This window comes from Ensifer sp. ENS10, from assembly GCF_014852025.1.
Classification (GTDB): Bacteria; Pseudomonadota; Alphaproteobacteria; order Rhizobiales; family Rhizobiaceae; genus Ensifer.
The window spans coordinates 510,527-535,053 of the sequence record NZ_JACVAS010000002.1 but is presented as its reverse complement, the minus strand read 5'-3'; the positions used below and the strand labels follow the sequence as shown (position 1 = coordinate 535,053).

Below are 24,527 nucleotides of genomic sequence, written 5' to 3'. Positions count from 1 at the left end.
GGCAGCGCCTATTCGGCGGAAGGTTGGCTGCGGCGTTCCAATATGGACTGAAACAGATCGGCCTGGCGCTCGGCGGCGAGGCGAATTTTCTTGAGCTGTCCGAGCAACGAGCCGAAGGCCGCAAGCGCGATGCCTGCGCCGACGGTCGGCAATGCCGACTGCACGGCAAGAATAATGCCCAGCCAGCCGAAAGACGGCACGATTGCGTGCAGCGCATCCGCCAGCGATACGACGATAAGCACCGCTCCGGCAATTTTCAGAAAAGTGTCCATGGCAGTTTCTCCACTCGCATTCCGTGCAAACTTTCTCCGTCTGCACGTCTTGTCAAGGGAGCGTGCGTTCTCTCGCTAAGGGAGCGCGACAGGGGGCTTGCGGTTCTGGTCTGTCATACCCCTGTAAAACGTCCTCTCTATCCCTCGGCGCCAGTTTCAACACGAGGGTATATCCATGAAATCCTTTGTTTCCGTCCTTGCCGGCGCTCTCGTCGCGGGCCTGCTTTCGACCGCGGCCTACGCCGAAAGCCTGGTGCTCTATACCAGCCAGCCGAACGAGGACGCGCAGGCGACCGTCGATGCGTTCCAGGCGGCCAATCCGGGCATCGAGGTCGAATGGGTGCGCGAGGGCACGACGAAGATCATGGCGAAGCTGATGGCCGAGATCGAAGCCGGCAATCCGGTCGCCGACGTGCTCTTGATCGCCGACACCGTGACGATGCAGCGGCTGAAGGAAGCCGGGCATCTGGCCGACTACAAGTCGCCGGAAGCGGGCAACTACGATGCTTCGCTCTATGATGCCGACGGCGCCTATTACTCCACCAAGATGATCACGACCGGCATCGTCTACAACACCGCGGCCGCGATGAAGCCTGCCGGCTGGCAGGATCTCACAAAGCCGGAAGCCAAGGGCCTCGTGACCATGCCGAGCCCGCTGACCTCGGGCGCGGCGCTGATCCATGCGCAGACGCTGACCAACATCGATGGTCTCGGCTGGGACTATTACAAGGCGCTCGCGGCAAATGGTGCCACGGCCGCTGGCGGCAACGGCGGCGTGCTGAAGGCGGTTGCGACCGGCGAGAAGGCCTATGGCATGCTCGTCGATTTCATGGCGATCCGCGAAAAGGCCAAGGGCGCGCCGGTGGAATTCGTCTTCCCGGCCGAGGGCGTTTCGGCTGTGACCGAACCAGTCGGCATCCTGAAGACTGCCAAGAACGTCGACGCCGCCAAGAAGTTCGTCGACTTCCTGCTTTCCGAGGAGGGCCAGAAGACGGCGGTGAAGATGGGCTACATCCCGGCCCGCAACGGCGTGGCGCTGCCCGAGGGCTATCCGGCCCGCGAGACGATCAAGGTGTTGCCGGTCAACGCCGCCGACGCGGTGAAGAACTCCGACGCCGACCTCAAGACTTTCTCCGGCATCTTCGGCACGAACTGATATCGGGAATGCTTGAACGCAATGACCTGCGCAGCCGGCCCCGCTGGCTGCGCTTTCCCTTTCAAAGCCGGACGCAGGACGTGCCGCAGGCGAGGGTGGGTGCCAGACCCGCCGCCGAGCCGCGCTGGCTGGTGCCCTTCGTTTTCGCCTGCCTGTTTCTGCTGTGCCTGCTGCCGCTCATCAGCCTGGCCAAGGCCGGCTTTGCCGGGCTCGTCTCCGGGCAGTCGATCGGCGTGCTCACCGAACCCGCGACCTTTGCAGCGATCCGCAACACGCTGATAACGGCGACCGGCGGCATGATCGTCTCCGTCGTTATCGGCGCTATCTTCGCCTTCGCCGTGGCGCTGACGGATGTGCGCGGCAAGCAGAGCTTAAGCTTCGCCTTCATGCTGCCGATGATGATCCCGCCGCAGGTGACCGCACTCGCCTGGGTGGAGATGACCGGGCCGGCGAGCCCGCTTCTGAAGACGCTGGGGATCGCGCCGCCGCTCGGCAGCCCGCAGCCGCTCTATTCGCTCGCGGGCATCTCGCTGCTTCTCGGCGTACAGCACGCACCACTGGTCTTCTTGGCGCTGAAAGCCGGGCTTTCAGCTTCCCCGCGGGATGGAGTGGAGGCGGCACGGCTTGCCGGTGCCACGCCGTTCCGCGTTTTCCGCGATATCGTCGCGCCGCTGTCGCTGCCGGGGCTGATTGCCGGGGCGGCGATCGCCTTCGTTTCGGGTGTGGGCAATTTCGGCATTCCGGCGATCCTCGGCATTCCCGCTGGGATCGAGGTGCTGCCGACCTTGATCTACACGAGGCTGGCAAGCTTCGGTGCCGGCACCTTCGGCGAGATCGCGCTGCTTTCGAGCCTCATCGCCGTGATCGCCGCGGCCGGGCTGATCCTGCAGCAGCGGGCGCTCTCAGGGAAGGACTACCGCATCATCGGCCTCTCCGGCGCCAATGCCGCTTTCGCGCTCGGGCGTTATCGCCTGGTCGTGGAGATGGCGCTGGTCGCGATCCTGTTCTTCGTGCTGGTGGCGCCGCTGGCTGCGCTTGTCGCAAGCTCGATGGTGCCGGCCTATGGCGTGCCGCTCAACCTTCAGACCGTGTCATTGCGCGCTTACGAAGAAATCCTCTTTCGCCAGTCGATGACGCTGAAGGCGCTTGGCAATTCGACGTTCCTTGCGACCACCGCAGCACTTGGCCTGCTCGCGGTCTCCGTACCCGCGGCCTACCTGATGACCCGGCGCAAGGGCTTGCTTGCCAATACGCTCGGCATCCTTATCGAGATCCCCTATGCGCTGCCCGGCATCGTGCTGGCTGTCGCCTTCATTCTCACCTTTGCGGCTCCGTTGCCTCTCCTCAGCGTCTCGCTCTACGGCACCATCTGGATCATCCTGATCGCCTATTTCTCCTCGTTCCTGGCCGTCAGCCTGAAACCCGTCATGAGCGCCTTTCTGCAGATGGATCCGTCGCTCGAGGAGGCCGCGCGTCTCTCGGGTGCCGGCTTCCTCAGGCGCATGCGTGACGTGATCCTGCCGCTGGTGGCGCCCGCCGCCGGGGCTGCGATCATCCTCGTCTTCCTCATCGCTGCCAACGAACTGACGGTCTCCGCACTGCTCTGGTCGGCCGGCACCCAGACGCTCGGTGTCGCCATCTTCAATCTCGACGACAGCGGTTCGTCCGATCTTGCCGCAGCGCTCTCGGTGCTTGTCGTGGTGATGGTCGTGCTGTTGATGGCGGCGCTCGAGGCGCTTGCGAAATATCTTCCCGAGGGCGTGCTGCCGTGGCGCAACTGATCCTCAATCACCTCACGAAACATTTCGGCGGCGGGCGGCCGGCGGTATCGGATGTTTCGCTGACCGTGCGGGAAGGCGGCTTCCTGGCGCTGCTCGGTCCCTCGGGCTGCGGCAAGACCACGGTGCTGCGCATGATCGCCGGCTTCGAGCAACCAACCGACGGCTCGATCGATTTCGGCGAAAGGCGGCTTTCCGACGCATCGCGGGCGCTGCCGCCGGAACGGCGCAACATGGCGATGGTGTTTCAGTCCTATGCGCTGTGGCCGCATATGACGGTGGCCGAGAATGTCGGCTATCCGCTGAAGGTGCGCGGCATTTCCGGTGAAGCCTGGCGACGAAGTGTCGGCGAGGCGCTGGCGCTGGTGAAGCTCACCGATTATGCTGATCGCCGGCCCGCGGCCCTTTCCGGCGGCCAGCGCCAGCGCGTGGCGCTTGCCCGCTGCCTGGTGACCTCGCCGGATGTGGTGCTGCTCGACGAGCCGCTCGCCAATCTCGACCAGCATCTGCGCAAGTCGATGGAGGAGACCTTCCGCATCTTCCACGAGCGCTCGGGCGCGACGATGATCTACGTGACCCACGACCAGGCCGAGGCGATGGCGCTCGCGACCGATGTCGCCGTCATGTCCGAGGGGCGGCTGATGCAGATGGCGTCGCCGGCGGAGATTTACGCGAGGCCTGAGGGTGCCGTCGTCGGCGGTCTGATTGGCCGCGGCTCGGTGCTCAGGCTGCCGCTGTCCGAGGGGGCGCCCAGGGCGCTGGAGTGGCCGGCGCTGCGGACCGCACTTGGCGGCATGCGCGAGGCGGGTGCGAGCAATGGGGCGATCCGTGACGTGCCAATGCGCGATGTGCTTGTGCGGCCGGAGCATGTGCGCCGCGACGGCGAGGGGGTGGCGCTTCGGGTCATCGCCTGCTCCTTCGAGGGCGAGCGTTTTGCGCTGACGCTTTCGCTGCCCGACGGGCAGGCGTTGAAGGCCTATGGCGACCAGGCGATGAAGCCCGGAGAGACCGGGCGCTTCGTTGTTGGCAGGGGCTGGCGGCTTTAGGGAAGGAGGTTGCGCCTTCTTGGGAACGCCACTTCCAAATGCTATATCGTAGCTATGGTCAAGAATGTCAGGAAGACAACGGGAAGAGTTGCGGATGCCGCGATAAGGCGTGAGCTTTACCGCGACAAGGACGGCATTTTTCACGAACGGCTGAAGTACAATAGCGAAGTTATTTCTCAATCCGTAGTCGGATCTTCGCGGTCCACTTCGAACCTACGACCGCAGACGGTTGTCGTCAAACAGGAGCAAGCGCCTGCGGCAGACAGTAGCGACGAAACCTACGACATCTCAAAGGAGGCGGCAGAAGACGTGTTCGCCCGCTTTGATTGGACGCTCTCCGAACTCGCCAAATGAAGCCAATATCCTTCGACGCCTTGGTGCAGGCCCATGACCTGACCATCAAGCGGCACGGCGGTGTTTCGGGCATCCGGGATGAAGGGGCCATTCGAGGCGCGATCGCGCGTCCCGTCAACATTGCGCTCTATGAAGGTGAGGTCACCGTCGGGAGGCTGGCGGCGGCCGTATGCGTTGGTATCGCCAAGGCGCACGGCTTTACCGACGGCAACAAGCGTGCAGCGCTATTCGCACTCGCCATGCAATTGCTCATCCTCGGCTACCGGCTTGACGCCACCCAGAAGGATATGCGCGATGTCATCTGGTCTGTCGCCGATGCCGATTGCCCGCTTTTTAGAGTGCTGTTCAATCACAATCCGGCTTGTCGAGCCGGACCTCGAATTGGCGCGGGCCGACCAGTCCGGGTTTCGACGGCAGGCCGATGATCCTTGCGATGACGGTGCATTTGCCCGCAATCACCGCAAAGCGGTCGCGGCCCTGGCTGATGATCTTGTCGATCGGATATCTGGGAACCGCGGCGGCAACCGCGTCGATGACGGCGGTGAGTTCGCGGGCGCGCTGATAGTTCGGCGCAAGGGCTGCAGCCGCCTGACTGGCGGCAAGAAGGAGGGCGAGGCAGCAGACGGTCGATCGGGCGAACATGGCAAGGCTCCTGTTTGGGAGAGGCAAGCAAGATGGCTGAGCAAGTTCAAGCATATCGGGTTGATCGGCACGCCGAGGGACGCGATCCGTTGACAGTTGCTACAGCGCCGCGCGTCTTATCAGACGCGCAAAGGTCGCTGTAGCACTTTGAATTGCTGCATGTTTTTTGTCCTTTAATCGGGTACGATTAAAGGAAACATGCAGTAGCCTGAAGCCGATCCTCGGCCCGACTTCGTCTCCAGCCTCCCGAACGGTCCGATGACATCCGAAACCTCGGCACAAGAAACGCCGCTTGCCGGCGGCAACGTCAACGCAAGCGTCGTGCGTGTGAGCGATACGGTGCGTCGCGCAACCGCGCCGCAGAGCGCAAGCGTCCACCGGCTGCTCCTTCATCTGGAGGCAAGGGGCTTTCAGGCGTCGCCGCGCTTCCTGGGCCTCGATGATCGTGGGCGCGAGGTCCTGAGCTTCCTTGATGGCGAGGCCGGCGTGTCTTCCGAGATCTGGCTTTCCGAGCGTGCCTTGACCGCCGCTGCCGCGCTGCTCAGGGCCTATCATGACGCGACTGCCGATTTCGAATTCACGGCGGCCGATCTCTGGGCCTTCCGGGATCCGGATCAAAGCCGCTCGGAGGTCGTCTGCCACAATGATTTTGCGCCGTACAATCTCATTTTCCGCGGCGGCGAACCGGCGGGGATCATCGACTTCGATCTCGCTGGGCCCGGGCCTCGCCTGCGCGATCTGGCCTATCTCGCCTACTGGATGGTGCCGCTTTCCTTCCATGCCGAGGAATTGAAGGCGGCGGCGCTCGCGGATCTCGGCGACGGCAGCCGGCGGCTGAAGCGCCTGTGTGCGGTCTATGGTCGTGCCTGCGACGACGCGCTGCTCACAATGGTGGTCGAGGTGCTTCGACATATGGGCGACGAGGCGGCAATGCTGGCGATGATCGGCGCGGCCGCGACCGAGCGCCTGAAGCGGGACGGGCATCTCGATCACTGGCAGCGGGAACGGGAAGCCTTCGAGCGCCATAGGGCATTGCTGTCGCTAAACATTGCGTAGCGGCCTTTGACGCACCGAGGACAGGCCGATGGCTCAGTGAAAAGATTTGCTGTCCTTTGAAATAAACCATTGAGTTAAATGAAACCGGTTGCTATATACAACCAGTATCCCGCGTAGATGCGTTGGGGAAACGAGGCGGGTGGCCTCATCGACAGGAGGATAAGATGAAGCTTTATCAGGGCATGGGGCCGAATTCGTATCGCGTACGCATCTTCATGGCGGAGAAGGAGATTTCGGTGCCGATGGTGGATGTCGATTTCGCCAAGGGCGAACACCGGGCGCCGGAGTTCCTGGCGGTCAATTCGCTCGGGCAGATCCCAGTGCTGGAGCTCGACGACGGAACCATCATCACCGAGAGCGTTGCGATCTGCCGCTATCTCGAGGAGACGAATCCCGAGCACCCGCTCTTCGGCCGCGATGCCGTCAGCCGTGCCAAGGTGGAGATGTGGAACCGTCGCGCCGAACTGGTGATCCTCGGCACCGTCGGCAATGTGGCGCTGCATTCGGACGCCTTCTTCGCCGAACGGCTGACGCAGTTTCCGGCTTTTGCCGAGACCGAGCGGGAGGCGGTGCCGAAGAAATGGGGCTGGCTCGACGACGAACTTTCGGATGGCCGGCCGTTCCTCGCCGGTGATGAGTTCTCGATCGCCGACATCACTGCAGGTGTGACGGCCTGGCTCTGCGATGTCTTCGGCATGGAGATCCCGGCTTCGGCCCGTCATGTTCAAAGCTGGCTGGAGCGGGTGCGCTCGCGGCCGAATTTTGAGGCTTAGGGCTCAACAAAGGGCAGGGCGGTTGCCTGTACTGCGGATCTGCCCCTCATCCGGCCTGCCGGCCACCTTCTCCCCGCCACGCGGGGAGAAGGAGACTCGCGGCGGCCGCTCGTTCCATCTCGGCCAGTCTCCGTTGCCGCTTCTTGCACGGACAATGTCAGATCGTGAGGCGGCGTTGGTTCTCGTCCCCTCTCCCCGCAGGCGGGGAGAGGGTTAGGGTGAGGGGCAATTGCCTAGGCCCGGGCCTAGGCAAGATACTGATCCGAATATCATTTTTTGGTCTGGCGCGGCGCGGGGCAGTGCGCCAAGTTGCCACCGAAAGGACCCGCTAAAATTCATATGTGGATAGGCGTTCTGTCCTTTTTCCTTGCCTTCTCCATGGCTTTTTTCAATTCCTAAAATAACAGCTGCCCGATTCGCCCGCCGTCGGCGCCTGCAGGGCGTCGGCTCTAGGAGACAAGCCATGAACGATTTCAAGAAGCCCACGATCACCGAAATGCGCCCGAAGATCACCGTCATCGGGGTCGGCGGCGGTGGCGGCAACGCCATCAACAACATGATCAACGAAGGGCTGCAGGGCGTGGAATTCGTGGTGGCGAATACGGACGCGCAGGCGCTCGCCATGTCGAAGTCGTCGCGCATCATCCAGCTCGGCGCTGCCGTGACCGAGGGCCTCGGCGCCGGCTCGCTGCCGGATGTCGGCCGGGCGGCGGCGGAAGAATCGATCGACGAGATCATGGATCACCTCGGCGGCACGCATATGTGCTTCGTCACCGCCGGCATGGGCGGCGGCACGGGCACGGGGGCGGCACCGGTCATTGCGGCTGCGGCGCGCAAGGCCGGTATCCTCACGGTCGGCGTCGTCACCAAGCCCTTCAGCTTCGAGGGCAAGCGCCGCATGGAGACGGCGGAGCAGGGTATCGAGCGGCTGCGCGAGGCTGCTGACACCGTGATCGTCATCCCCAACCAGAACCTCTTCCGCATCGCTGACGCCAAGACCACCTTTGCCGATGCCTTCGTGATCGCCGACCGGGTGCTTTATTCCGGCGTTGGCTGCATCACCGACCTGATCGTCAAGGAAGGTCTGATCAACCTCGACTTCGCCGACGTAAAGTCGGTCATGAAGGGCATGGGCCGGGCGATGATGGGCACCGGCGAGGCAACCGGCGAGGGCCGGGCGCTGAAGGCTGCCGAAGCGGCGATCGCCAACCCGCTGCTCGACGAAGTGTCGATGCGCGGCGCCAGGGGCGTGCTGATCTCGATCTCCGGCGGCATGGACATGACGCTGTTCGAAGTGGACGAAGCCGCGACCCGCATCCGCGAAGAGGTCTATGACGAGGCCGATATCGTCGTCGGCTCGATCTTCGACCGCACGCTCGACGGCACCTTCCGCGTCTCCGTCGTCGCGACCGGCCTCGATTCCGCGCGTTCGGCCAACAATGCCGCCGGCGCTGCCGCTGGCCAGCCCGCACCGGCCCCGACCCGCACGCTGCAGTAGGGCTCACACGCCCCAAGCGGGCGCTGCTTCAAGACAACAGGACGCCATGCGCTCATCCGGGTGCATGGCGTTTCCTGTATGAGCCCCTCATCCGCCTGCCGGCACCTTCTCCCCGCAGGCGGGGAGAAGGGACGTTGCGGCATGCTCACCGTTTCCTCTGCTCGCTTGCAGCCGCAGGATACCTTGAGGGAGCACAGCCGGCTTCTTGTTTCCGTATGCCAGAGGTGGCGGAAAGGAGACGTGGGAGCTGCGCGCGGTTCCCTCTCCCCGCAGGCGGGGAGAGGGTCAGGGTGAGGGGCGGGGCCAACCGGAAAGGCTTCGTCACGGCTTTATGAAAACCCATGTCGCGCGCCCATGAGAGCCGCAAACGCGCCGCGACGGGTGAAGCCGAGCGGTTCAATTCGAAGCCGCCGCATCCGCCCGAGGCGCCAGCCGGTAGATCAGCATCGTATCGTCGTCGACGACGCGCTCGGCTGTCCGGTCGAGATGCGCGATCAGGCCCTTATTGTATTCGAGGAGCTTGCGCCGCTGCATGTCGCGGGCGTTCTTGGTGATGCCGAACCAGGTGGCGTTCCGGGCGCGCAGCTCCTCCAGCGCCTCGATCGCATCGTTGTCCTCCATCAGCATCGACCATTCGGTTTCGCCGCCGCCGGGCGGGAAGACCCAGCCGCGGCGGCGGCTGTAATAGATCGCCACGGGATCGCCGATCGTCGGCGTTGCGGTGATGACGAGATCGCCGGGCTGGCTGAGTTCGCTCAGCTTCGTGCCGAGCTTTTCACCATGATCGGCATAGGGCGCCTTCATCAGCGAGAGGCCGGGGATGCTGCCGCCGATGACGACGACGGCGGCGATCGCCGCGAGGCGCAGAGCGCGCGTGCGAAATCCCTGTTCGCGGCCGATGCCGACCAGCAGGATCAGGCCGCGCCCGGCAAGTGCCGCCATCGGCACATTGAAGATATGGAAGTTCCAGGGGTTGGTCTTGATCTCGCGCGCGGCAAAGACATAGACGATCGCCGCCCCCAGGAACCAGACATGGAAGAACCAGGGCGCGCCGGCGGGGGAAGCGTCGTCTGGCGCCGCTTCGTTTGCCGCCGGCGGCGCGGTCAGGAGCGCGATGCCGGTGAGGATCACCACCGGCAGGGTGAAAAGCCAGCTGCTGGCGATCCTCCACGTGGCGGGAATGTAGAAGGCTTCGTCGAGGAACCGGGAAGCCCGTCGCTCCAGAGATAGCCGCTGCCGGCGACATGGTATGGCGGATAGTTGGCGCCGAGATAATGCGCCCACCAGTAATAGCCGAGAATGAGCGCACCGGCGGCGAGTGCGACGGGCAGGATTGCCAAGAGCCGGCCGACGCTGAGCCTGCCGCGCTGGTGCAGAACGACGAAGGTCGCGTAGGTCATCGGCACGACCACGGCGATGCCCGGGAGCTTGGCAAGCACGCCTGTCGTGGTGAGGAGGCCGGCCGCGATGAGAACGGGCAGGCGATCGTTCTGCAGATAGGCGACATAGGTCCAGGCGCCCGTCGTCACCAGCGCCAGCATGGCCGGATCCGGCAGAAACGAGCGGTCGATCATGACAGCGCCCGGCATGATCGCCAGCAGGAAGGCGCCGGCATGGGCGTGGGCCTCGTCCCAGAGCCGCGCAATCAGCCGATGCAGCGCGAAGACGCCAAGGACGCCGAAGGCGATGGCGACGAGCCGGCCCCAGGTGTCGTCCCAGCCGAAGACGGCATAGAGAAGGGCGGTGATGTAGGAGACGACCTGCAGTTCGCGGCCCTGATAGGAGGGGTCGGGACCGGTCCAGCTCACCTCTGGAAAGAAGATGTTCCAGCTGCGCAGGAAGAAATTGTCGGCCATCATCGCCGTGCTCGCCTCGCGCCAGCTGAAGGCATCGACCAACGGCTGCTGAACGTCATGCAGGCGGAACAGGGCGGCGAGCACCAGGATCGCGGCGAGTATCGCGCCATTCATGTGCCTGTGATCGAACCCCGACATATGCCTCCCCAGGCGCGCCGAACGACCCTGACGACGACCGCGAGCGAGATGGGTGCCCTGCGGTAGGCTTCCGCCATGCGCCGTCGCCTGTATCCCTTAGTCTAGGACGAATATAATTAAGTAATCGCTGATTGTCTTGGTGGGAAAAGCTGGAAAACGGCCCCGTTTTCGGGCCTCGATGCGTCGCCAAGACTAATCCCTGGCGTGTGCCGTAGCCCAAAGGGACAGCTTGTCCAGAAACGCGCCCGGTCCTATAAAATTAGTACAAGCAAACTGTTGAGCACGACGCTCGCAGTTGCGCGTTGCTTTCGACCTTGACCACGGATGTACTGGCACGCGTTTTGAGAGCGAAAGAACAGAAGGGCCGGAGCCGCGCGCTCCGGCCTTTTTTTGTTGGGACGGGCCGATCGCCCTCCTGAAGTCCGCCGGCTCGGGTAACAGCGCGACGGCCAGGCCGCCGGCAACAAAACGAAGGTTCAAGATGGTGATCGGTTAAGTTGTCTCTTGTGATCTTCTATCGCAACTTTGCCGTTTGGCAAGGCGCCTGAGGATCGTGACACCAAGTGGAGGCGTGAACGCCGAACGGCCGACGCGCAAGTCTCGCGCGGTCGCTTTCACGAATTGTTCCTCACCCAATTGGGGGAAATGGTTAGAGCGAGACCGCTTTCGTGCTTGGAGCGTTCTCTCATCGTTCGTCGCGTATTAGTCATTGCGCAATTGGGCGCGACCAATTTCCGGGTGGCGGAACGATAGACAGGCCGCGGCTGGGGCAGGCGCGGCCACCCTGTGACGGCCGCCCGCGTCGCGGGCAAGGGGAAAGGTTTACAGGCCCAGCAACCAGAACAGCGCGCCGAACACGAGGATGAAGGCGACGACGGCGCCGATGAATCGCAGCATGCCGGTGTTGGTGTCGCCCGTGCCGACAAGACAGTACCAAAGATTGTCATTGTTCATGTTGCAGCGCTCCGTTTTGCACGTTCCGGTCTTACCAGAACCACCCGGGGATGCTCTTACCAGAACACCCCGGGGATATTCCTACTAGAATACCCCGGGGATGGAAGCGCAAGCCGGGCGCGCGGCAGTCGGGGTGCGCCCCGGCTGGCCATGTTTGCGGGATCCAGGGAGAGTTCCCGCCGGCGGCACGAAACCGCGCGCCCAGGGGCGCGGTCGTCTGCCGCGGTCGCGGCTATGCGGACGGAGCCTCCTTCACCTTCGGCAGTGCGCAGAGGATGGCGACCGAAAGCAGGTGAATTGCGCTAACGACGAGGGCGAGGGCCGGCAGTCCTTTGGTGATGACAGGCGCTGCCGCCATCGTGCCCAATGTGGTCGTCATGAAGATGAAAAAGACGATCAGCGCCGAGCCGCGAGCATCATTGCCGCCGGAAGCGACGATGCCGCGGTAGAAGCCGATGGGGCCACGCAGGCCGAGGCCAATGCCCATGGGCAGGAAGAGAACGGGCACGAGCAACGGATTGGTTCCGCCTGAGAGGCCATAGGCGAGGAGAGCGAACGCGCTTGCGGCGGCCATCGCGCTGCCGGCCATGATGACTTCTTCCGTGCCGAAGCGCTCGGCGATCTTCGCGGTCAGATTGGCGGCGACGATGAAGCCCGCGACGCTGACGATCTGCACGATGATGAAATCGTTGAGCGTGCCGCCCATCGTCTCGACGATCACCATGGGAATGCCGAACACGAAGGTCAAAACGCCACCGAGCGTCATGGCCTGGCTCAGTGCGTAGCGCATGAAGACGGGATCCGTCAGCAGCTGCAGATAGGTTCCTTGGGTGCCGCTTCTTCGTTGTTCGCGCGGAAGGCCGATCGCCAGCATCAGGACGAAGACGATCGCTCCGGCGGCGTCGAGAAGCTCGAACGACGATTGCCAGCCGAAATGCGCAAGAAGTGCCACGCCGGCGATGGGCACAAGCGCCGGAACCAGCGACTCGACGCTTCCGAGAAAGCCGATGGCGCGCACGGCCGTCTTCTCGCTGAACAATTGCCGGATGACGCCCGGCGCAAACACGGGCGCAGCGCTGGCGGCGATACCCTGCAGGAAGCGCAGGCCGATGAGGACGGCGATATCAGGCGCAAAGGCGCCGGCAAGGGAGGTGGCGGCAAAGGCGGCAAGGGCTGCGACCATCAGCGTCTTGCGATCGAAGTGATCGGCGAGGTGGCCGAAGAGCAGGAGGCCGAGTGCACTGCCGCCGACATAGGCGGCAAGCACCATCTGCGCGGTCGCTTCGCTGGCGGAAAACACGCCCGGCAGGATCAGGTCGGTGCCGGCAAGGGAAAGCGCGGTGCAGTATGAGCAGGATGAAGGTGAAGGAAGCGCTGGATGATCCTGTCATAGCAGGATCACCAGGCTGCGGGAGAGCGCATGTCGCATCGTCAACGTCTCGATATCAGTTGGAAGGATCGGCCTGATCTCCCGCCCCTAGAGCGAGAAGGTCGGCCAAGCCGTTCCCGCTGCTATCCAGAGACGCACATAGGGAGTGGGGCCGCCGGGGCGGTCAGACGTTTGGCAGCAATGATGAGCCGATACGATCGCATGCGATGAGGATTGCAGAAGACGGAGATCGCTGCAAGACGGAATGAAACCTATGCGGGAGGGGCTGAACGACTTCTGCGAGCATCGCCCGAGCCGGTCCGGTGGTCAGGACCCGCTGGGAGCGGGAGGGGGCGACCGGTCTATTTGCAAAGACCGCTCAGAGGGCGGCAAGTTCCTCGGCCGTCGCAACGATGTGCGTGTTGCCGATGGAATGATCGGCATATTTGAACGCCAGAATGCTCATGACTGACGCGACGAGGGCTACCAGGATGATACGCATTGGGGCGCTCCGAGCTCTTGCTGCCTGACCATGATCTTTCGTTGGGCCAGGCGTTGACCGAACCGGAACCGATGCCCCGATTGAAAGGCCACCGGCCTTTGTGCATTTGTTTTAGCAACGGAACCGGGTGGATGTTGTTCCCGCGGGGACAGGGGGCAAGGGACCGCGACGGCGGCCACGCCTTGCCGCCGGATGCGCCTGTGATCTGCCGTGATGGAGCGAGGAGGACTGGTCGCGCCTCACCCCAAGGGGCGCGTGAGAACTCAGGGCGGCCAGGCAACGCCAGCCTGGAAGCGTGGTTACGGTGTCTGGTAGCGCAACAGCAGAGTGCCGAGCCGCGGGTACCTGCGCAGCACCAACTCGATTGCGCCGCCGCCATAGTCGCGCCCCTCGAAGATGTCGACTTTCTCGCAGGTGCCGCAATATGTTCGGCGTTCGCCATAGCCAAGCGAGCATTCACGCTCGGGGCAGGTGATCTCAATTTCGTTTTGCCGCCTGCTCAACTTGAAGGTCATCTTGCTGGCGGGGGACGGCGTGAACTCGCACGGTTCCCCGACGACACAGGCGACCTCGCCTGCCACGGGCTCCTCACCGTCCAGCATCAGCGCATAGTGCATCGCGTAGGTGGGCGGTTCGGCGTGGACGGTGGCCACGGGCAGAAGCGAAAGGACAAGGGCAGACAGGGCTAGAGCAGACGGGGCGAGGCGCATGGATCGCATCAGGCAACATCCTCGGTGGCAGCGGCAACATGGCAGCGTCGGCAGGGTGCTGCAGCGCCTAAGCCTCGTCTGTGCGTTTGAGGTAATGCAACAATGATGTCAAAACTGTAGCGGGTGTTGGCCGTCGGTCGCGCTTTTTAATTGCGCGGTCTTGCTTGGCCTGATCGGGCCTACTTGGTTGGCCCTACTTGGTTGGCTTGACGAGCGAGATGAACCGCGGCTTTGCGGGGGCGTCCAGCCAGTCGATCCATTTGTCGCGTTCCATCGGCAGCAAGCCGGATGACCTGGCCGGTGCCGTAGGTTCCATCGGGATCGTCGACCGTGAAAATGCATGCCGGTCAAGCTGTAGAAGGCTTTGTCGTTGATAGGGTTCAGGCGTTGCCCGATGGCAAGGCCATGCTGACACCAGCCGCGACGAACGCAGGAAGTCTGTCGCCGCGTCGCGCCGGATTGACCGTTACCCTTCCGCGTCTGCTGCTTCCGGTGCCACCGGCTTCTTCGCCAGCGCCAGGTTTGCCGCCGCAGCCTCCGCTTCCGCCGCACCGGCCGCGCCGGAGCGTACGGTGACGGCGTTGGAGGCGAGGTCGAGGCCGGCTTCGCGCAGCGCCGGAAGCAGGCGCTTCATCGCCTCGCGCTGGAGGATGCTGGGGTTGCCGGGGCGGGCGGTGAACTTAAGGCGGACGACGAGGGAGTTTTCGGTGACGTCCTGGATGCCCTGCATCTTCAAGGGCACCAGGAATTCGCTGCCGATCTCCGGGTCCTCCAGCATGGCGAGGCCAACCTTCTTGATGGCCTTGCGGATCTTTTCAGGATCGGCGTCGCGCTCGAATTTCAGCTCGAACTTCACCGTGCTCCAGTCGCGGCTGAAATTGGTCACCGCCTGAAGCTGGCCGTAAGGGACGGTGTGGATCTGGCCGTTCTGGTGACGCAGCCTCAGCGAGCGCAGCGAGATGCGCTCGACCGTGCCCTTGAGCTTGCCGGTATCGACATATTCGCCGACGCGGAAGGCGTCGTCGGCGATGAAGAAGATGCCGGAGACGACATCCTTCACCAGCGTCTGCGAGCCGAAGGAAAGCGCCAGACCCAGCACGCCGAAGCCCGCCAGCAGCGGCGCGATGTTGATGCCGAGTGCTGAGAGGACGACGAGGCTGGTGACAGCGAAGATGGCGCCGAAGATGAGGTTGCGGACGAGCGGCAGGATGGTCGACAGCCGGCTTGTCTGATGAACCATCGTCTCGTCCTCGCTGTCGCCGGGCATGGCGACGCGGGCAGACGGCGAGAAGGCTTCGAAGCTCCGCCAGAGGAAGCTGCAGATCACCCAGGCGGCCACGACCGCAAGGCTGATGCGCTCGAGAACGACGATCCAGCCGACGGCGGCGGCGGTGTCGTCCTGGACCATGATCGGGCGCCAGAGCTCGATGATGATGTGCAGGCCGATCAGCCAGGTGGCGCCGGCAAGCGCCGTCTGGATGCTGCCTGATATCGCCGCATGCAGGGCGTGCGAGGCCGGCGTGCGCCGACGCGCGGCGGCCGCACCGGCCAGCGAATGGATGCCGAAGGCAAGGATCGGCAGCGCAAGCAGGATGATCTGCGTGGTGCCGCCGGCAAAGCTCCAGGCCGCGCTATTAGGGCTGCCGGCAACGATGACGCTCATCAGCCAGAGCACGATGGCGCTCAGCGCATAAAACTCCGGCACGCCGAAGGCGATGGCGCGACGCACGGGGCCGGGGTTCTCGCCGGCAAAGAGCGCGCGGATATCACCCGCGCCACCGATGAACCAGTGGAGCTTCACCACCGTGAGGATGCTGACGCCGATCAGCAGCCAGCCATCGGTGGCGGAAAGGTCCAGCCCGCGCTGATGGGCGAAACGCATGCTGGCGCCGACGACGGCGCTGGCCGCGCCATAGGTGGCAAGCATGTTGGCGTGGAAGCGCGGATGGGCGATATCGAGCAGGCGGATTTCGGGTCGCGTCGGCGCGAAGAGGAAGCGGGCGCCGACGGCATAGACGGCGGCGACGACGGCGATGGTGATCAGGGCATGGGCAAGCTCGGCCGAGCCCGTACCGCGCGTCAGGAGCAGCTGGGCGATCGTGTGGCCGACGGCGGCGAAGATCACCAGATAGGCGATGTCGAAGCCGAGCCGGATCACCGAGGCGCGCACGCGGTGCAAGAGGTCGACCACCTCGAAGGAAGCGCCAAACAGCCGATGGATAAGGGAGCGGCTGGCGAAGGCGGCGGCCAGCCCGGCGGCAATGGCCAGCACGGAAATGGCGGCAACCGAGACGACCGACCAGCCTTCGGCGCGGATGCCTGCCGCAACGTCAGCCATCACGCCGGCGATGCCGGAGATGCCCGCAAAGCCCATCTGCAAGCCATTGAGAAAACGGGCGGAAAGGGTGTCAAAGGAATCCTCGGGGTCAGCGAGTGGAGCGGCTTGCTGTGGCGTACCCGCCGGCGTCGCGGCGACGGCCGGTGTGGCGGCGTGGGTGTTGTCAGGTGTCGCCGCGCTGGCCGGCGCTGCGGCCTGATTTGCCGCGTCGCGCCACTCGACCGTGACCGGACCGCCTGCTTTCGCCGCGGCGCGCAAGGTTTCCTCGATCTCGGCAGGGCTTTGGCCGGGCGTGAGAATGACGGTGATCGGCGCTGGTGCCGTCTGGGCAAGGGCGGGCAGGGCGAGCGCGAGAAGCAGCGCCAGGCTCGCCAGCAGGTGGCGGCAGAAAAAGCAGTTATATGCCATGAATTTCACTCATCGAGCCCCGTCGCGCGCCATGCGCTCATCCGCATCACATTACACAACGTCCTAAAATTCCAATCCTATTTTGAATGGAAGGGGCGTCAGCAGCACGCACGCTCTGCCAGATCGCTTCGGGTTGGAAGCGAGCTCGGCCGGAATGCCCGATGGGTAAAGCCGACCAAGAGGTGGTCGCCTGGCCGAGCCGCGCAATTCCCCACAAGCATATGTGCATGAGCACTTTAACGGACCCGGCTGCTCCAGCCTTCCGCGCACCCCATCAACCAAGCAACTTCCTTGCCCAGTCCGAAACATCATCGCCGCTGCTGACGTCCGGTTGCACGATTCCGTCGATCATGAAGGTCGGGGAGACGTGGATGCCGTTCTGTCGCGCAAATTTGCAATGCCACTTGATTTCCCGGTCGAGATCCGGGATCGCGAATGCGGCCTTGAGCTTGACGCCGCTATAGCCTTCCAAGCGCTCGATGATCTGGTTGGGTGTAGCGTCCAGATTGGGGCCGCCGGCATGATGGACGAATTCGAACTCTTCCCGATGCGCAGCGACTGCAGCGATGACTTTCTTCGCGGTATTCTTGCCGCCCTCAAGTGTCGAGGCCGCGATGATGCAGCGAACGATGACACCGGAATACATATGCCAGGGCTGCGACTGCAGGCGGATCTTAATAGTGACGTTGTCTTCGCCGGCCTGGTCGAGCAGGGCGTCGAGCTTGCTAAATGCCTTGGTGGAGTAAGGATCGGTCGGCTCCAGAAAGACCTCGAAGAGATGTGGACCGGTGCCCCAGGTGAGTGGATCGGCGTGCCAAGCTGAGTTGGTCATGGGACTTCCTCTCTTTTCAGGGTCGACGGGTTGGGATCGTTGAATTTTCAGAGTTTTCCAGTTTCGATTGTCGCTGAACCGTCCATGGGCAGAGCATGCATCAGGCTTGTGTGCCACGCTAGGTGATATCATTGGGGCGGGGCATCCCTGACAGCCGCTGCCCCTCTCCTCGGGTTTAACCCGAGGACTAGCCCTCTCCCCACAGGCGGGGAGAGGGGACGGCGCCGCGTGTGCTGCACTCTCGTCTTCTTGCCTTGGCCGCGAATACAGCCACACGCGGACGTCCTGGTTCCCGAGGTATACCGTGGCACGACGCCTCGCGGTGCGCCGAAGTAGAGCGCGGAGAGAGCCACGTGTCCCTTCTCCCCGTGATTACGGGGAGAAGGTGCCGGCAGGCGGATGAGGGGCGTTTCACTCACCGCGCGGATGAGGGGCCAGTCACTTACTTCGTCGTGTAGCCGCCATTGACCAGGATCGTCTGGCCGGTCATCCACCAGCCGTCGGAGACGAGGAAGCGGATATAGGGGACGATGTCCTCGATGTCGGTAAGGCCGGTCTTGGAGAAGCCCGAGAGGGCCGACGCGGTCTTGTGGTAGGCGACGGCGTCGGCGCCTTCGGCCGGGTAGAAGAAGGGCGTATCCATCGGGCCGGGGCCAATGGCGGTAACCGAGATGCCGCGTGCGCCGAACTCCTTGGCGGCTGCGCGGGTGAAATGCTCGACCGGGGCCTTGGTGCCGGCGTAGGCGGCGTAGAAGGGCGTGAAGGCGCCAAGCAGCGAGGTGACGAGCGTGCAGACCTTGCCGTTGTCGTTCACATGTTTGCCCGCTTCGCGCAGGAAGAAGAAGGCGGACTTGGCGTTGACCGCGCTCATCTCGTCATATTCGGCCTCGGTGATCTCGACGAAGGGCTTCTTCAGCACCTTGCCGACGGTGTTGACGGCGATATCGATGCCGCCGAGCGCCGCCTTGGCATCGGCGAAGAGCTTTTCGACATTGGCCGCGCTGGTGAGATCGCCGGCATAGGCGTGGGCTGCAGCACCGGCTGCCTTGATTGCCGCCACGGTTTCTTCGGCTGCCGCCCTGGTGGCGGCGCTATTGTAGTGGATCGCGACGCCGCGGGCGCCATGTTCGGCGAGATCGCGCGCCAACAGGCCGCCGAGGTTCTTTGCGCCGCCGGCGATGAGAACGGATTTACCATTGATGCTGTGGTCTGCCATGGGTTTCTCCTGTTATCGGCCGCTTGCTGCGGCCGGTTTGCGGCGAGCGGGAACGCCGGCGCGAAAGGTGCGCAGGTCCCCGGGCTGCTCTGGCGCTGACGGCCTGTCCCGAACACGTTGTCTGTCCTGAACGCCGCACGCCGCGTTTCAAATAGCGCGGGCCTTGCCGCCGCCAACGCGAGAGGTCAGCGGTGCGACAGGCATCGCAGGGTTGAGAATACCGTCCGCGCCGCTGGTATAAAGCGCCAGTTCGTGACATGACTTGTCAGAATTGACGAACAATTGGCGTGGCCCGGCATGGACAGGATCGAGCTTTTCCGCATCTTCACGCGCGTCGTCGAAAGCGCGAGTTTTACCCGCGCGGCCGACACATTGGGGCTGCCGCGCTCTTCCGTTTCGGCCGCGGTGCAGACGCTCGAAACCCGGCTCGGCACACGGCTGCTGCACCGCACGACCCGTAAGGTGGCGCCGACGCAGGATGGGGCCGCCTTCTACGAGCGCTGCCTGCGGCTGATTGAGGACATGGACGAGGCGGAGAACCTGTTCCGCCGCAGCGCTTCCGGCCCGACCGGGCGGCTGCGCGTCGACCTGCCGAGCCGCATCGGCCGGCTGATCGTGGCGCCGGCGCTGCCGGAGTTCCTGACGCGCTACCCCGGCATCGACATCGATCTCGGCATGACCGACCGGGCGGTGCACCTGATAGAGGAAAGCGTCGACTGTGCGCTGCGGGTCGGGCCGCTCAGCGATTCCGGCCTGATCGCCCGGCCGTTCGGCACGCTTCGCCTGATCAATGTCGCAAGCCCCGACTATCTCGAGCGGTATGGCACGCCGCGAACGCCCGCCGATCTCGCCAGCCATTTCGCCGTCAACTATGCCTCGCCCTCAAGCGGCCGGGTGGAGGACTGGGAGTGGATCGAAGGCGGCGAGGCGCGCACGGTTGCCGTTCCCGGCCGCATCAGCGTCAACAGCGCCGAAGGCAGCATCGCCTGCTGCCTCGCCGGCCTCGGCCTTATCCAGATCCCGGCCTTCGACGTGATCGACCATCTGAAAGAGGGGCGCCTGGTGGAGGTCATGCCAGACCATTCAGCCGCACCCATGCCGATGGCGTTGCTCTACCCGCACCGCCAGCACCTATCGCGCCGATTGCAGGTGTTTGCCAATTGGCTGGAAGGGCTGATGCGGGAGGTGATTGCGGCGTGAGGGAGCGGATATGGATGCGGCCGTCAAGCGTGCCGCATCCTGTGGCTCAACTTCGCCTGCGCATTCTAGACCGCGATGCGTTCAGGTGAACGCATAAGGATGTTCTAGCTGATCGTCTGGTTGCAGCGCCGGCCGTTCCACGGCAGGAACTCCGATCCGCCGGCGTTCCATTTGCCTTCGAACTCGGAGAAGTCCGGCGTGAAGGTCACGACCAGCTGGCCGTAGCCGTATTTGTCGCGCCACATGAAGGTACGGGTCCGATCGCTGCCGTCGCCGTCGTCACCGGTCTCGGCAAGCTCGCCGTGAACGGGCTGGCCCTGATCGGAGAACATATATTCCCCAATGATCGTGCCGCTCGCATCGGTCTCGAAGTGCGTTTGCGCGTCCGACAGGACGCCGGCGGACGAGAGCTGGCCGCAATAGGCTCCCGAGGGGGCTCTCTCGCCGGCCATCGCGGCAAATGCGACCGAGGCCGCGAGCAGGCTTGCAGCCGTCCATGAAATGCTTGCTATCAACGCGGCACCTTTGGCGTGTCGGGCATGTTGCCGTTACCTCGCGCCGCGATCGTGGCGCGAACGAGTCGTGACGGCTGCTGCCATGGGCGATCATTCGGGACGCAAAATCAAGATGCTCTAACGCCCGTTGCCGGCACGCTCCTCACCGTCGCCGACCGGGTGGCCTTCTCGGCGACGGGTTAACGGGCGAGCACGCAAGCGCCAAAGAGGCAGAGGTTCACGTTGAAGAGTTCCTAGCGATGCGCGCTCGCGGCAATTGGCGGGGTTCGGCTTTGCGCTGAGTTCATCCTCATCGTCCAGGCTCTTTGCCTGAGCCCTAGTTTTCCTGAACCGAAACGCCGTCCCGGCCGATCTTGATCTCGACGCCCGGCTTCGTCTCTTCCTGATAGACGTAGAGGCCAAGGCCGACGACGGCGACGGCGAGCAAGGCGATGACGAGATAGAGGCCGTTTCGGTTCATGCCGAGCTCCTTTATGCGGTTTCGACAGGGAAGTAGGCGCTTCTGCACGAAAGACAACAGGATAGCGGCGGAACTCACGCAGGGACGCCAGTCCAGCCGATCTTTGCGGCTGCGTCGAATTGCATGGCGTGGCACGTCACTGGTGTTGACGAACTATTGGCCTCAAGCTTTGCAACCGCCGGCGGACATCGGCAGGCGCGAAATCGAAACCGGTTACCGTGGCGCTGCTCCAATTTGTGCCGATCACCAAATTGTCCTTCTCAAGGCCCGGTAGCCAGCGATCGACAAAGACGTCCAGTGACAGTTGATGAGGCGTGAAGCTGCGATAGGTGGGTATCCGGTCGATTATCAGCCGGGCTCTGGAGAGCGACGACCAGAACGGCATCGCGGTTTCATTCGACTGGTTCGTCGAGGTCGGGAAACCTGTTGCGTCACGAATCGTCCAGACGAAGCCGGCCTCCAGGACTTCTTCGAAGAAAGCATGTGTGTGGAGGGGCGCGACGCTCATCGCGCGACGTAAGCAGTGATATCAGGTGTTTGCAACCCTGTGAGGGTCACGGATCAGAGCGGGATGTCTCTCCTCATCCCGCTCCGACGCGTTGCCGCAACGTCATGTGACGCCGCGGCAAGGCCGTCCGATGGCGTCCGGTCGTCTCAGCGTCCGGGATGGCGAGCGCCCGTCCAGCGGCCGGGCGCCGGGTTGCTTTAGAGAAAATGCAAGTTCCCGAATCGGCAGGGGTGACGTAACCTGCGGCCATTCGGTCGAGGTGTGGTCCGGTGCAACTGAGACTGGCGACGCCGCCGCGGACGCTGCAAGGGGGAATTGCGCGTGGGGCAGATAGGAGCCAATATTTGGGTGGCGATGCTTGTCGCCGCCGCTATGCAGGGGCAGCAGGCGCTGGCCCAGGATGCGGACGACCTCGCAAAGAAGCTCTCGAACCCGGTCGCCGACCTGATCAGCGTACCGTTCCAGAGCAATTTCGATTTTCGCGCCGGCGCCGAGGAGGATGGCTTCTCCTATACGCTCAACGTCCAGCCGGTCATTCCCATCACGCTGAACGCGGACTGGAACCTGATCTCGCGCACGATCCTGCCGATCGCCTATCGCGACTACCTGCCGCCGCCCGACGGCGATACGTTCGGGCTCGGCGACATCACCCAGAGCCTCTTCCTGTCGCCGGCCAATCCCGGCCCTTCGGGCATCGTTTGGGGTGTCGGTCCGGCCTTTTTGATCCCGACCGCCACCGACGATTTCCTCGGCACCGGCAAGTTCGGCATCGGCCCGACGGCGGTCGTGCTGAAGCAGGAGGGACCGTGGACCGTCGGCGCGCTAGGAAACCACATCTGGAGCGTTGCCGGCGAGGGTGACCGGGCGGATGTGAGCCAGACCTTCCTGCAACCCTTTCTGTCCTACGGCCTCGGCCATGGTGCGACCCTGACACTCAACACGGAGTCGACCTACGACTGGGAGGCCGATCAATGGACCGTGCCGATCAACCTCAGCGTTTCGCAGGTCTTCAAGGTGGGCGACCAGATGCTTCAGGCCCAGATCGGTGGGAAATATTATGCCGAGGCGCCGCAGGGCGCGCCGAGCTGGGGCGTGCGCGCGACGCTGACCTTCCTGTTTCCGAAGTAAGTCGTTCGCGCCGACGCTATGTTTCAGCGGCGCCGCGGCTTCCGCCGCCGCGCCGCTCTCCGGCGTCTTCCGCCCTCACACCGAGCGCGTCAGGCCGCCGTCCACCTTCAGGTTCTGGCCGGTGATGTAGCCCGCACCTTCAGAGGCGAGGAAGGCGACGGTTGCGGCAATTTCGGCGCTGGTGCCGTAGCGCTTCATTGGCACGGCGTCGCGGCGCTCTTCGGTCGCCGGCAGGCTGTCGATCCAGCCGGGCAGCACGTTATTCATGCGCACATTGTCGCCCGCATAGGTGTCGGCGAAGATCTTGGTGTAGGAGGCAAGGCCGGCGCGGAAGACGGCGGAGGTCGGGAACATCGGCGAGGGCTCGAACGCCCAGGCGGTGGAGATGTTGACGATCGAGCCGGACTTCTGCTTCTGCATGATGGGTGCGACGAGGCGGACCGGGCGGATGACGTTCATCAGGTAGACGTCGAGGCCGGTGTGCCACTGTTCGTCGGTGATCTCGAGGATCTGGGCGCGCGGGCCGTGGCCGGCGCTGTTGACCAGCACGTCGATCCGGCCCCACTTCTCCACGGTCAGGTCGACCAGGCGCTTCAGGTCGTCATTCGACTGGTTGGAGCCGGTAACGCCGATGCCGCCGAGTTCAGCGGCCAACGCCTCGCCCTTGCCGGAGGAGGAAAGGATCGCGACCTTGAAGCCATCAGCGGCAAGACGCTTCGCGCTTTCGGCGCCCATGCCGCTGCCGCCGGCGGTGATAACGGCTACTTTTTCTACTGCCATGGTTCTATCCTCTCGTGTCGCATCCGGCGCAGTGCCAATTGTGCTGGTATTGCGATTGAAATACCATCTCTCGGATGCAACGACGAGGCAGTATCGCTTTCCTATGCCAGTAGAAAAACTATTCGATGAGTGACGCACCGGGAAGGCTCCCTTCGCTGAATGGGCTGAAAGTGTTCGAGGTGGCGGCGCGCCATCTGAACTTTCGGCTGGCGGCCGAGGAGCTTGGCGTCACGCAAGGGGCGGTCGCCCAGCAGATCCGCGGGCTGGAAGCCGAGCTCGGGGTGAAACTCTTCGAGCGGCTGCCGCGCATGCTGGCGCTGACCGGCGAGGGGCGGGCCTATATCGCCGATGTCAGGCGCGCCCTCGACATCATCGCCCGGGCGACGGATGAGCTGAAGCCGCAGCCGGTGCGGCTGACGATCAGCACCACGCCATCCTTCGCCTCGAAATGGCTGATCCCGCGGCTGCCGGATTTCACCGCGCGCCATCCGGACCTCGACCTGCATATTCTCGCGACCGATCGCATGTCGAATTTCCAGGCCGATGGCGTGGACCTGGCGGTGCGCTACGGGCGGCCGCCCTTCGGGCCGGGGCTGGCTGTCGAGCTGCTGTTCGAGCAGGAGATCGTCGCCGTGTGCAGCCCGATGCTGATGGCCGGCCGACGCGTGCCTGAGACTGCGGACGCGCTTGCCGGCTATACGCTGCTGCACGACGCGCATAATTTCTGGCCGGAGTTCATCGAACGGCATTTCGGCGGGAGCCGGCAGGCCTCGTTCAAGGGCATCAGCTTCAATCAGACCTCGCACGCGATCGAGGCGGCGATCGCCGGCCAGGGCATCGTGCTCGCCAACGGCGATTTCGTGGCGCAGGATATAACCGAAGGTCGGCTGATCCGCATCTTCGCGGGGTCAATGTCGGGGCCTTCGGATTTCTACCTCGTCTGGCCGCGCTATCGCAAATCGCCGGCGCTGCAGACGGTGATCGCGTGGATCAGCGAGGAAGCCGGCAAGGCACGCGAGCGCGCCCTGGCGTGATCTG

The 24,527-nt window shown here is 64.0% G+C and carries 25 protein-coding genes and 2 pseudogenes; 11 read left to right on the top strand and 16 right to left on the bottom strand.

Features of this window, described 5'->3' with window-relative positions; genetic code table 11:
• Positions 1 to 8 precede the first annotated feature (8 nt).
• Positions 9 to 272, bottom strand: coding sequence for a hypothetical protein (locus tag IB265_RS09580; protein ID WP_057253900.1), 264 nt, complete (start codon positions 270 to 272; stop codon positions 9 to 11).
• Positions 273 to 447: 175 nt separating this feature from the next.
• Between IB265_RS09580 and IB265_RS09575 the strand changes: the two genes are divergently transcribed.
• Genes IB265_RS09575 through IB265_RS37725 form a run of 5 tightly spaced genes read left to right on the top strand, consistent with a single transcriptional unit; the run spans position 448 to position 5,031 of the window.
• A complete protein-coding gene (locus IB265_RS09575; protein ID WP_057253902.1) occupies positions 448 to 1,428 on the top strand; it encodes an ABC transporter substrate-binding protein in 981 nt (326 codons plus the stop codon).
• Between the two features lie 8 nt (positions 1,429 to 1,436).
• On the top strand, positions 1,437 to 3,209 hold the full coding sequence (locus IB265_RS09570) for an iron ABC transporter permease (RefSeq protein ID WP_082616050.1): 1,773 nt from the start codon (positions 1,437 to 1,439) through the stop codon (positions 3,207 to 3,209).
• Entirely contained in the window at positions 3,197 to 4,252 is a 1,056-nt protein-coding gene (locus IB265_RS09565; protein WP_113133971.1) for an ABC transporter ATP-binding protein, read from the top strand. Before IB265_RS09570 ends, IB265_RS09565 begins: the two co-directional genes overlap by 13 nt.
• A 54-nt stretch (positions 4,253 to 4,306) precedes the next feature.
• Positions 4,307 to 4,606 carry a hypothetical protein gene (locus IB265_RS09560; protein WP_113133970.1) on the top strand — a complete coding sequence of 100 codons (300 nt, stop codon included), beginning with the start codon at positions 4,307 to 4,309 and terminating at the stop codon, positions 4,604 to 4,606.
• A complete protein-coding gene (locus IB265_RS37725; RefSeq protein ID WP_113133969.1) occupies positions 4,603 to 5,031 on the top strand; it encodes a type II toxin-antitoxin system death-on-curing family toxin in 429 nt (142 codons plus the stop codon). The genes IB265_RS09560 and IB265_RS37725 overlap by 4 nt, the downstream gene beginning before the upstream one ends.
• Here IB265_RS37725 and IB265_RS09550 read toward each other — a convergent pair.
• Positions 4,952 to 5,248, bottom strand: coding sequence for a hypothetical protein (locus IB265_RS09550; RefSeq protein ID WP_112994439.1), 297 nt, complete (start codon positions 5,246 to 5,248; stop codon positions 4,952 to 4,954). The genes IB265_RS37725 and IB265_RS09550 overlap by 80 nt on opposite strands.
• A gap of 258 nt (positions 5,249 to 5,506) precedes the next feature.
• Here IB265_RS09550 and IB265_RS09545 point away from each other — a divergent pair, with 258 nt between their 5' ends.
• The 3 genes from IB265_RS09545 (at position 5,507) to ftsZ (ending at position 8,575) form a co-directional block, all read left to right on the top strand.
• On the top strand, positions 5,507 to 6,304 hold the full coding sequence (locus tag IB265_RS09545; protein ID WP_112994438.1) for an aminoglycoside phosphotransferase family protein: 798 nt from the start codon (positions 5,507 to 5,509) through the stop codon (positions 6,302 to 6,304).
• A gap of 164 nt (positions 6,305 to 6,468) precedes the next feature.
• On the top strand, positions 6,469 to 7,077 hold the full coding sequence (locus IB265_RS09540) for a glutathione S-transferase family protein (protein ID WP_113479431.1): 609 nt from the start codon (positions 6,469 to 6,471) through the stop codon (positions 7,075 to 7,077).
• A 463-nt stretch (positions 7,078 to 7,540) separates the two neighbouring features.
• Positions 7,541 to 8,575 (top strand): cell division protein FtsZ, encoded by a 1,035-nt coding sequence (gene ftsZ / locus IB265_RS09535; RefSeq protein WP_093234707.1) that lies wholly within the window; start codon positions 7,541 to 7,543, stop codon positions 8,573 to 8,575.
• A 396-nt stretch (positions 8,576 to 8,971) separates the two neighbouring features.
• On the opposite strand, the gene IB265_RS36655 is transcribed toward ftsZ, so the two are convergent.
• The 10 genes and pseudogenes from IB265_RS36655 to IB265_RS09505 form a co-directional block, all read right to left on the bottom strand.
• Positions 8,972 to 9,709: a hypothetical protein gene (locus tag IB265_RS36655; protein WP_246805898.1), complete on the bottom strand. Its 738-nt coding sequence runs from the start codon at positions 9,707 to 9,709 to the stop codon at positions 8,972 to 8,974.
• The gene (locus tag IB265_RS36650; RefSeq protein WP_246805897.1) at positions 9,703 to 10,569 is read right to left on the bottom strand and encodes a glycosyltransferase family 39 protein; all 867 of its coding nucleotides are present in this window, start codon (positions 10,567 to 10,569) and stop codon (positions 9,703 to 9,705) included. The genes IB265_RS36655 and IB265_RS36650 overlap by 7 nt, the downstream gene beginning before the upstream one ends.
• Before the next feature lie 822 nt (positions 10,570 to 11,391).
• Positions 11,392 to 11,523 carry a hypothetical protein gene (locus IB265_RS37335; RefSeq protein ID WP_255571017.1) on the bottom strand — a complete coding sequence of 44 codons (132 nt, stop codon included), beginning with the start codon at positions 11,521 to 11,523 and terminating at the stop codon, positions 11,392 to 11,394.
• 232 nt (positions 11,524 to 11,755) lie between these two features.
• Positions 11,756 to 12,856: pseudogene (locus IB265_RS09525) on the bottom strand (MFS transporter); the annotation flags it as partial.
• Positions 12,857 to 13,271: 415 nt separating this feature from the next.
• A complete protein-coding gene (locus tag IB265_RS37330; RefSeq protein WP_255571016.1) occupies positions 13,272 to 13,394 on the bottom strand; it encodes a hypothetical protein in 123 nt (40 codons plus the stop codon).
• A 299-nt stretch (positions 13,395 to 13,693) separates the two neighbouring features.
• The gene (locus IB265_RS09520) at positions 13,694 to 14,113 is read right to left on the bottom strand and encodes a hypothetical protein (protein WP_113133743.1); all 420 of its coding nucleotides are present in this window, start codon (positions 14,111 to 14,113) and stop codon (positions 13,694 to 13,696) included.
• Between the two features lie 184 nt (positions 14,114 to 14,297).
• Positions 14,298 to 14,479, bottom strand: a pseudogene (locus tag IB265_RS37565) (hypothetical protein).
• Positions 14,480 to 14,570: 91 nt separating this feature from the next.
• Complete coding sequence (locus IB265_RS09515) at positions 14,571 to 16,850, bottom strand: mechanosensitive ion channel family protein (RefSeq protein WP_113737007.1); 2,280 nt, start codon at positions 16,848 to 16,850, stop codon at positions 14,571 to 14,573.
• Positions 16,851 to 17,124: 274 nt separating this feature from the next.
• Positions 17,125 to 17,682, bottom strand: a complete 558-nt coding sequence (locus IB265_RS09510; RefSeq protein WP_113737006.1) for a thioredoxin — start codon at positions 17,680 to 17,682, stop codon at positions 17,125 to 17,127.
• A 442-nt stretch (positions 17,683 to 18,124) separates the two neighbouring features.
• On the bottom strand, positions 18,125 to 18,898 hold the full coding sequence (locus tag IB265_RS09505) for an SDR family oxidoreductase (protein WP_057253927.1): 774 nt from the start codon (positions 18,896 to 18,898) through the stop codon (positions 18,125 to 18,127).
• Positions 18,899 to 19,195: 297 nt separating this feature from the next.
• Here IB265_RS09505 and IB265_RS09500 point away from each other — a divergent pair, with 297 nt between their 5' ends.
• Positions 19,196 to 20,098 carry a LysR family transcriptional regulator gene (locus IB265_RS09500; protein WP_113737005.1) on the top strand — a complete coding sequence of 301 codons (903 nt, stop codon included), beginning with the start codon at positions 19,196 to 19,198 and terminating at the stop codon, positions 20,096 to 20,098.
• 104 nt (positions 20,099 to 20,202) lie between these two features.
• Here IB265_RS09500 and IB265_RS09495 read toward each other — a convergent pair whose 3' ends face one another.
• From IB265_RS09495 to IB265_RS09485, 3 genes are all read right to left on the bottom strand, one after another.
• Positions 20,203 to 20,613, bottom strand: coding sequence for a hypothetical protein (locus IB265_RS09495; protein ID WP_246805896.1), 411 nt, complete (start codon positions 20,611 to 20,613; stop codon positions 20,203 to 20,205).
• Positions 20,614 to 20,929: 316 nt separating this feature from the next.
• Positions 20,930 to 21,073, bottom strand: a complete 144-nt coding sequence (locus IB265_RS09490; protein WP_192494766.1) for a hypothetical protein — start codon at positions 21,071 to 21,073, stop codon at positions 20,930 to 20,932.
• Positions 21,074 to 21,209: 136 nt separating this feature from the next.
• Positions 21,210 to 21,581 (bottom strand): DUF2750 domain-containing protein, encoded by a 372-nt coding sequence (locus IB265_RS09485; RefSeq protein WP_113737004.1) that lies wholly within the window; start codon positions 21,579 to 21,581, stop codon positions 21,210 to 21,212.
• A 354-nt stretch (positions 21,582 to 21,935) separates the two neighbouring features.
• Here IB265_RS09485 and IB265_RS09480 point away from each other — a divergent pair, with 354 nt between their 5' ends.
• A complete protein-coding gene (locus IB265_RS09480; RefSeq protein ID WP_113737003.1) occupies positions 21,936 to 22,709 on the top strand; it encodes a transporter in 774 nt (257 codons plus the stop codon).
• A gap of 75 nt (positions 22,710 to 22,784) precedes the next feature.
• Here IB265_RS09480 and IB265_RS09475 read toward each other — a convergent pair whose 3' ends face one another.
• Entirely contained in the window at positions 22,785 to 23,489 is a 705-nt protein-coding gene (locus IB265_RS09475; protein ID WP_112997053.1) for an SDR family oxidoreductase, read from the bottom strand.
• A gap of 125 nt (positions 23,490 to 23,614) precedes the next feature.
• Here IB265_RS09475 and gcvA point away from each other — a divergent pair, with 125 nt between their 5' ends.
• Positions 23,615 to 24,523, top strand: coding sequence for a transcriptional regulator GcvA (gcvA, locus tag IB265_RS09470; protein ID WP_113737002.1), 909 nt, complete (start codon positions 23,615 to 23,617; stop codon positions 24,521 to 24,523).
• Positions 24,524 to 24,527: the final 4 nt, after the last annotated feature.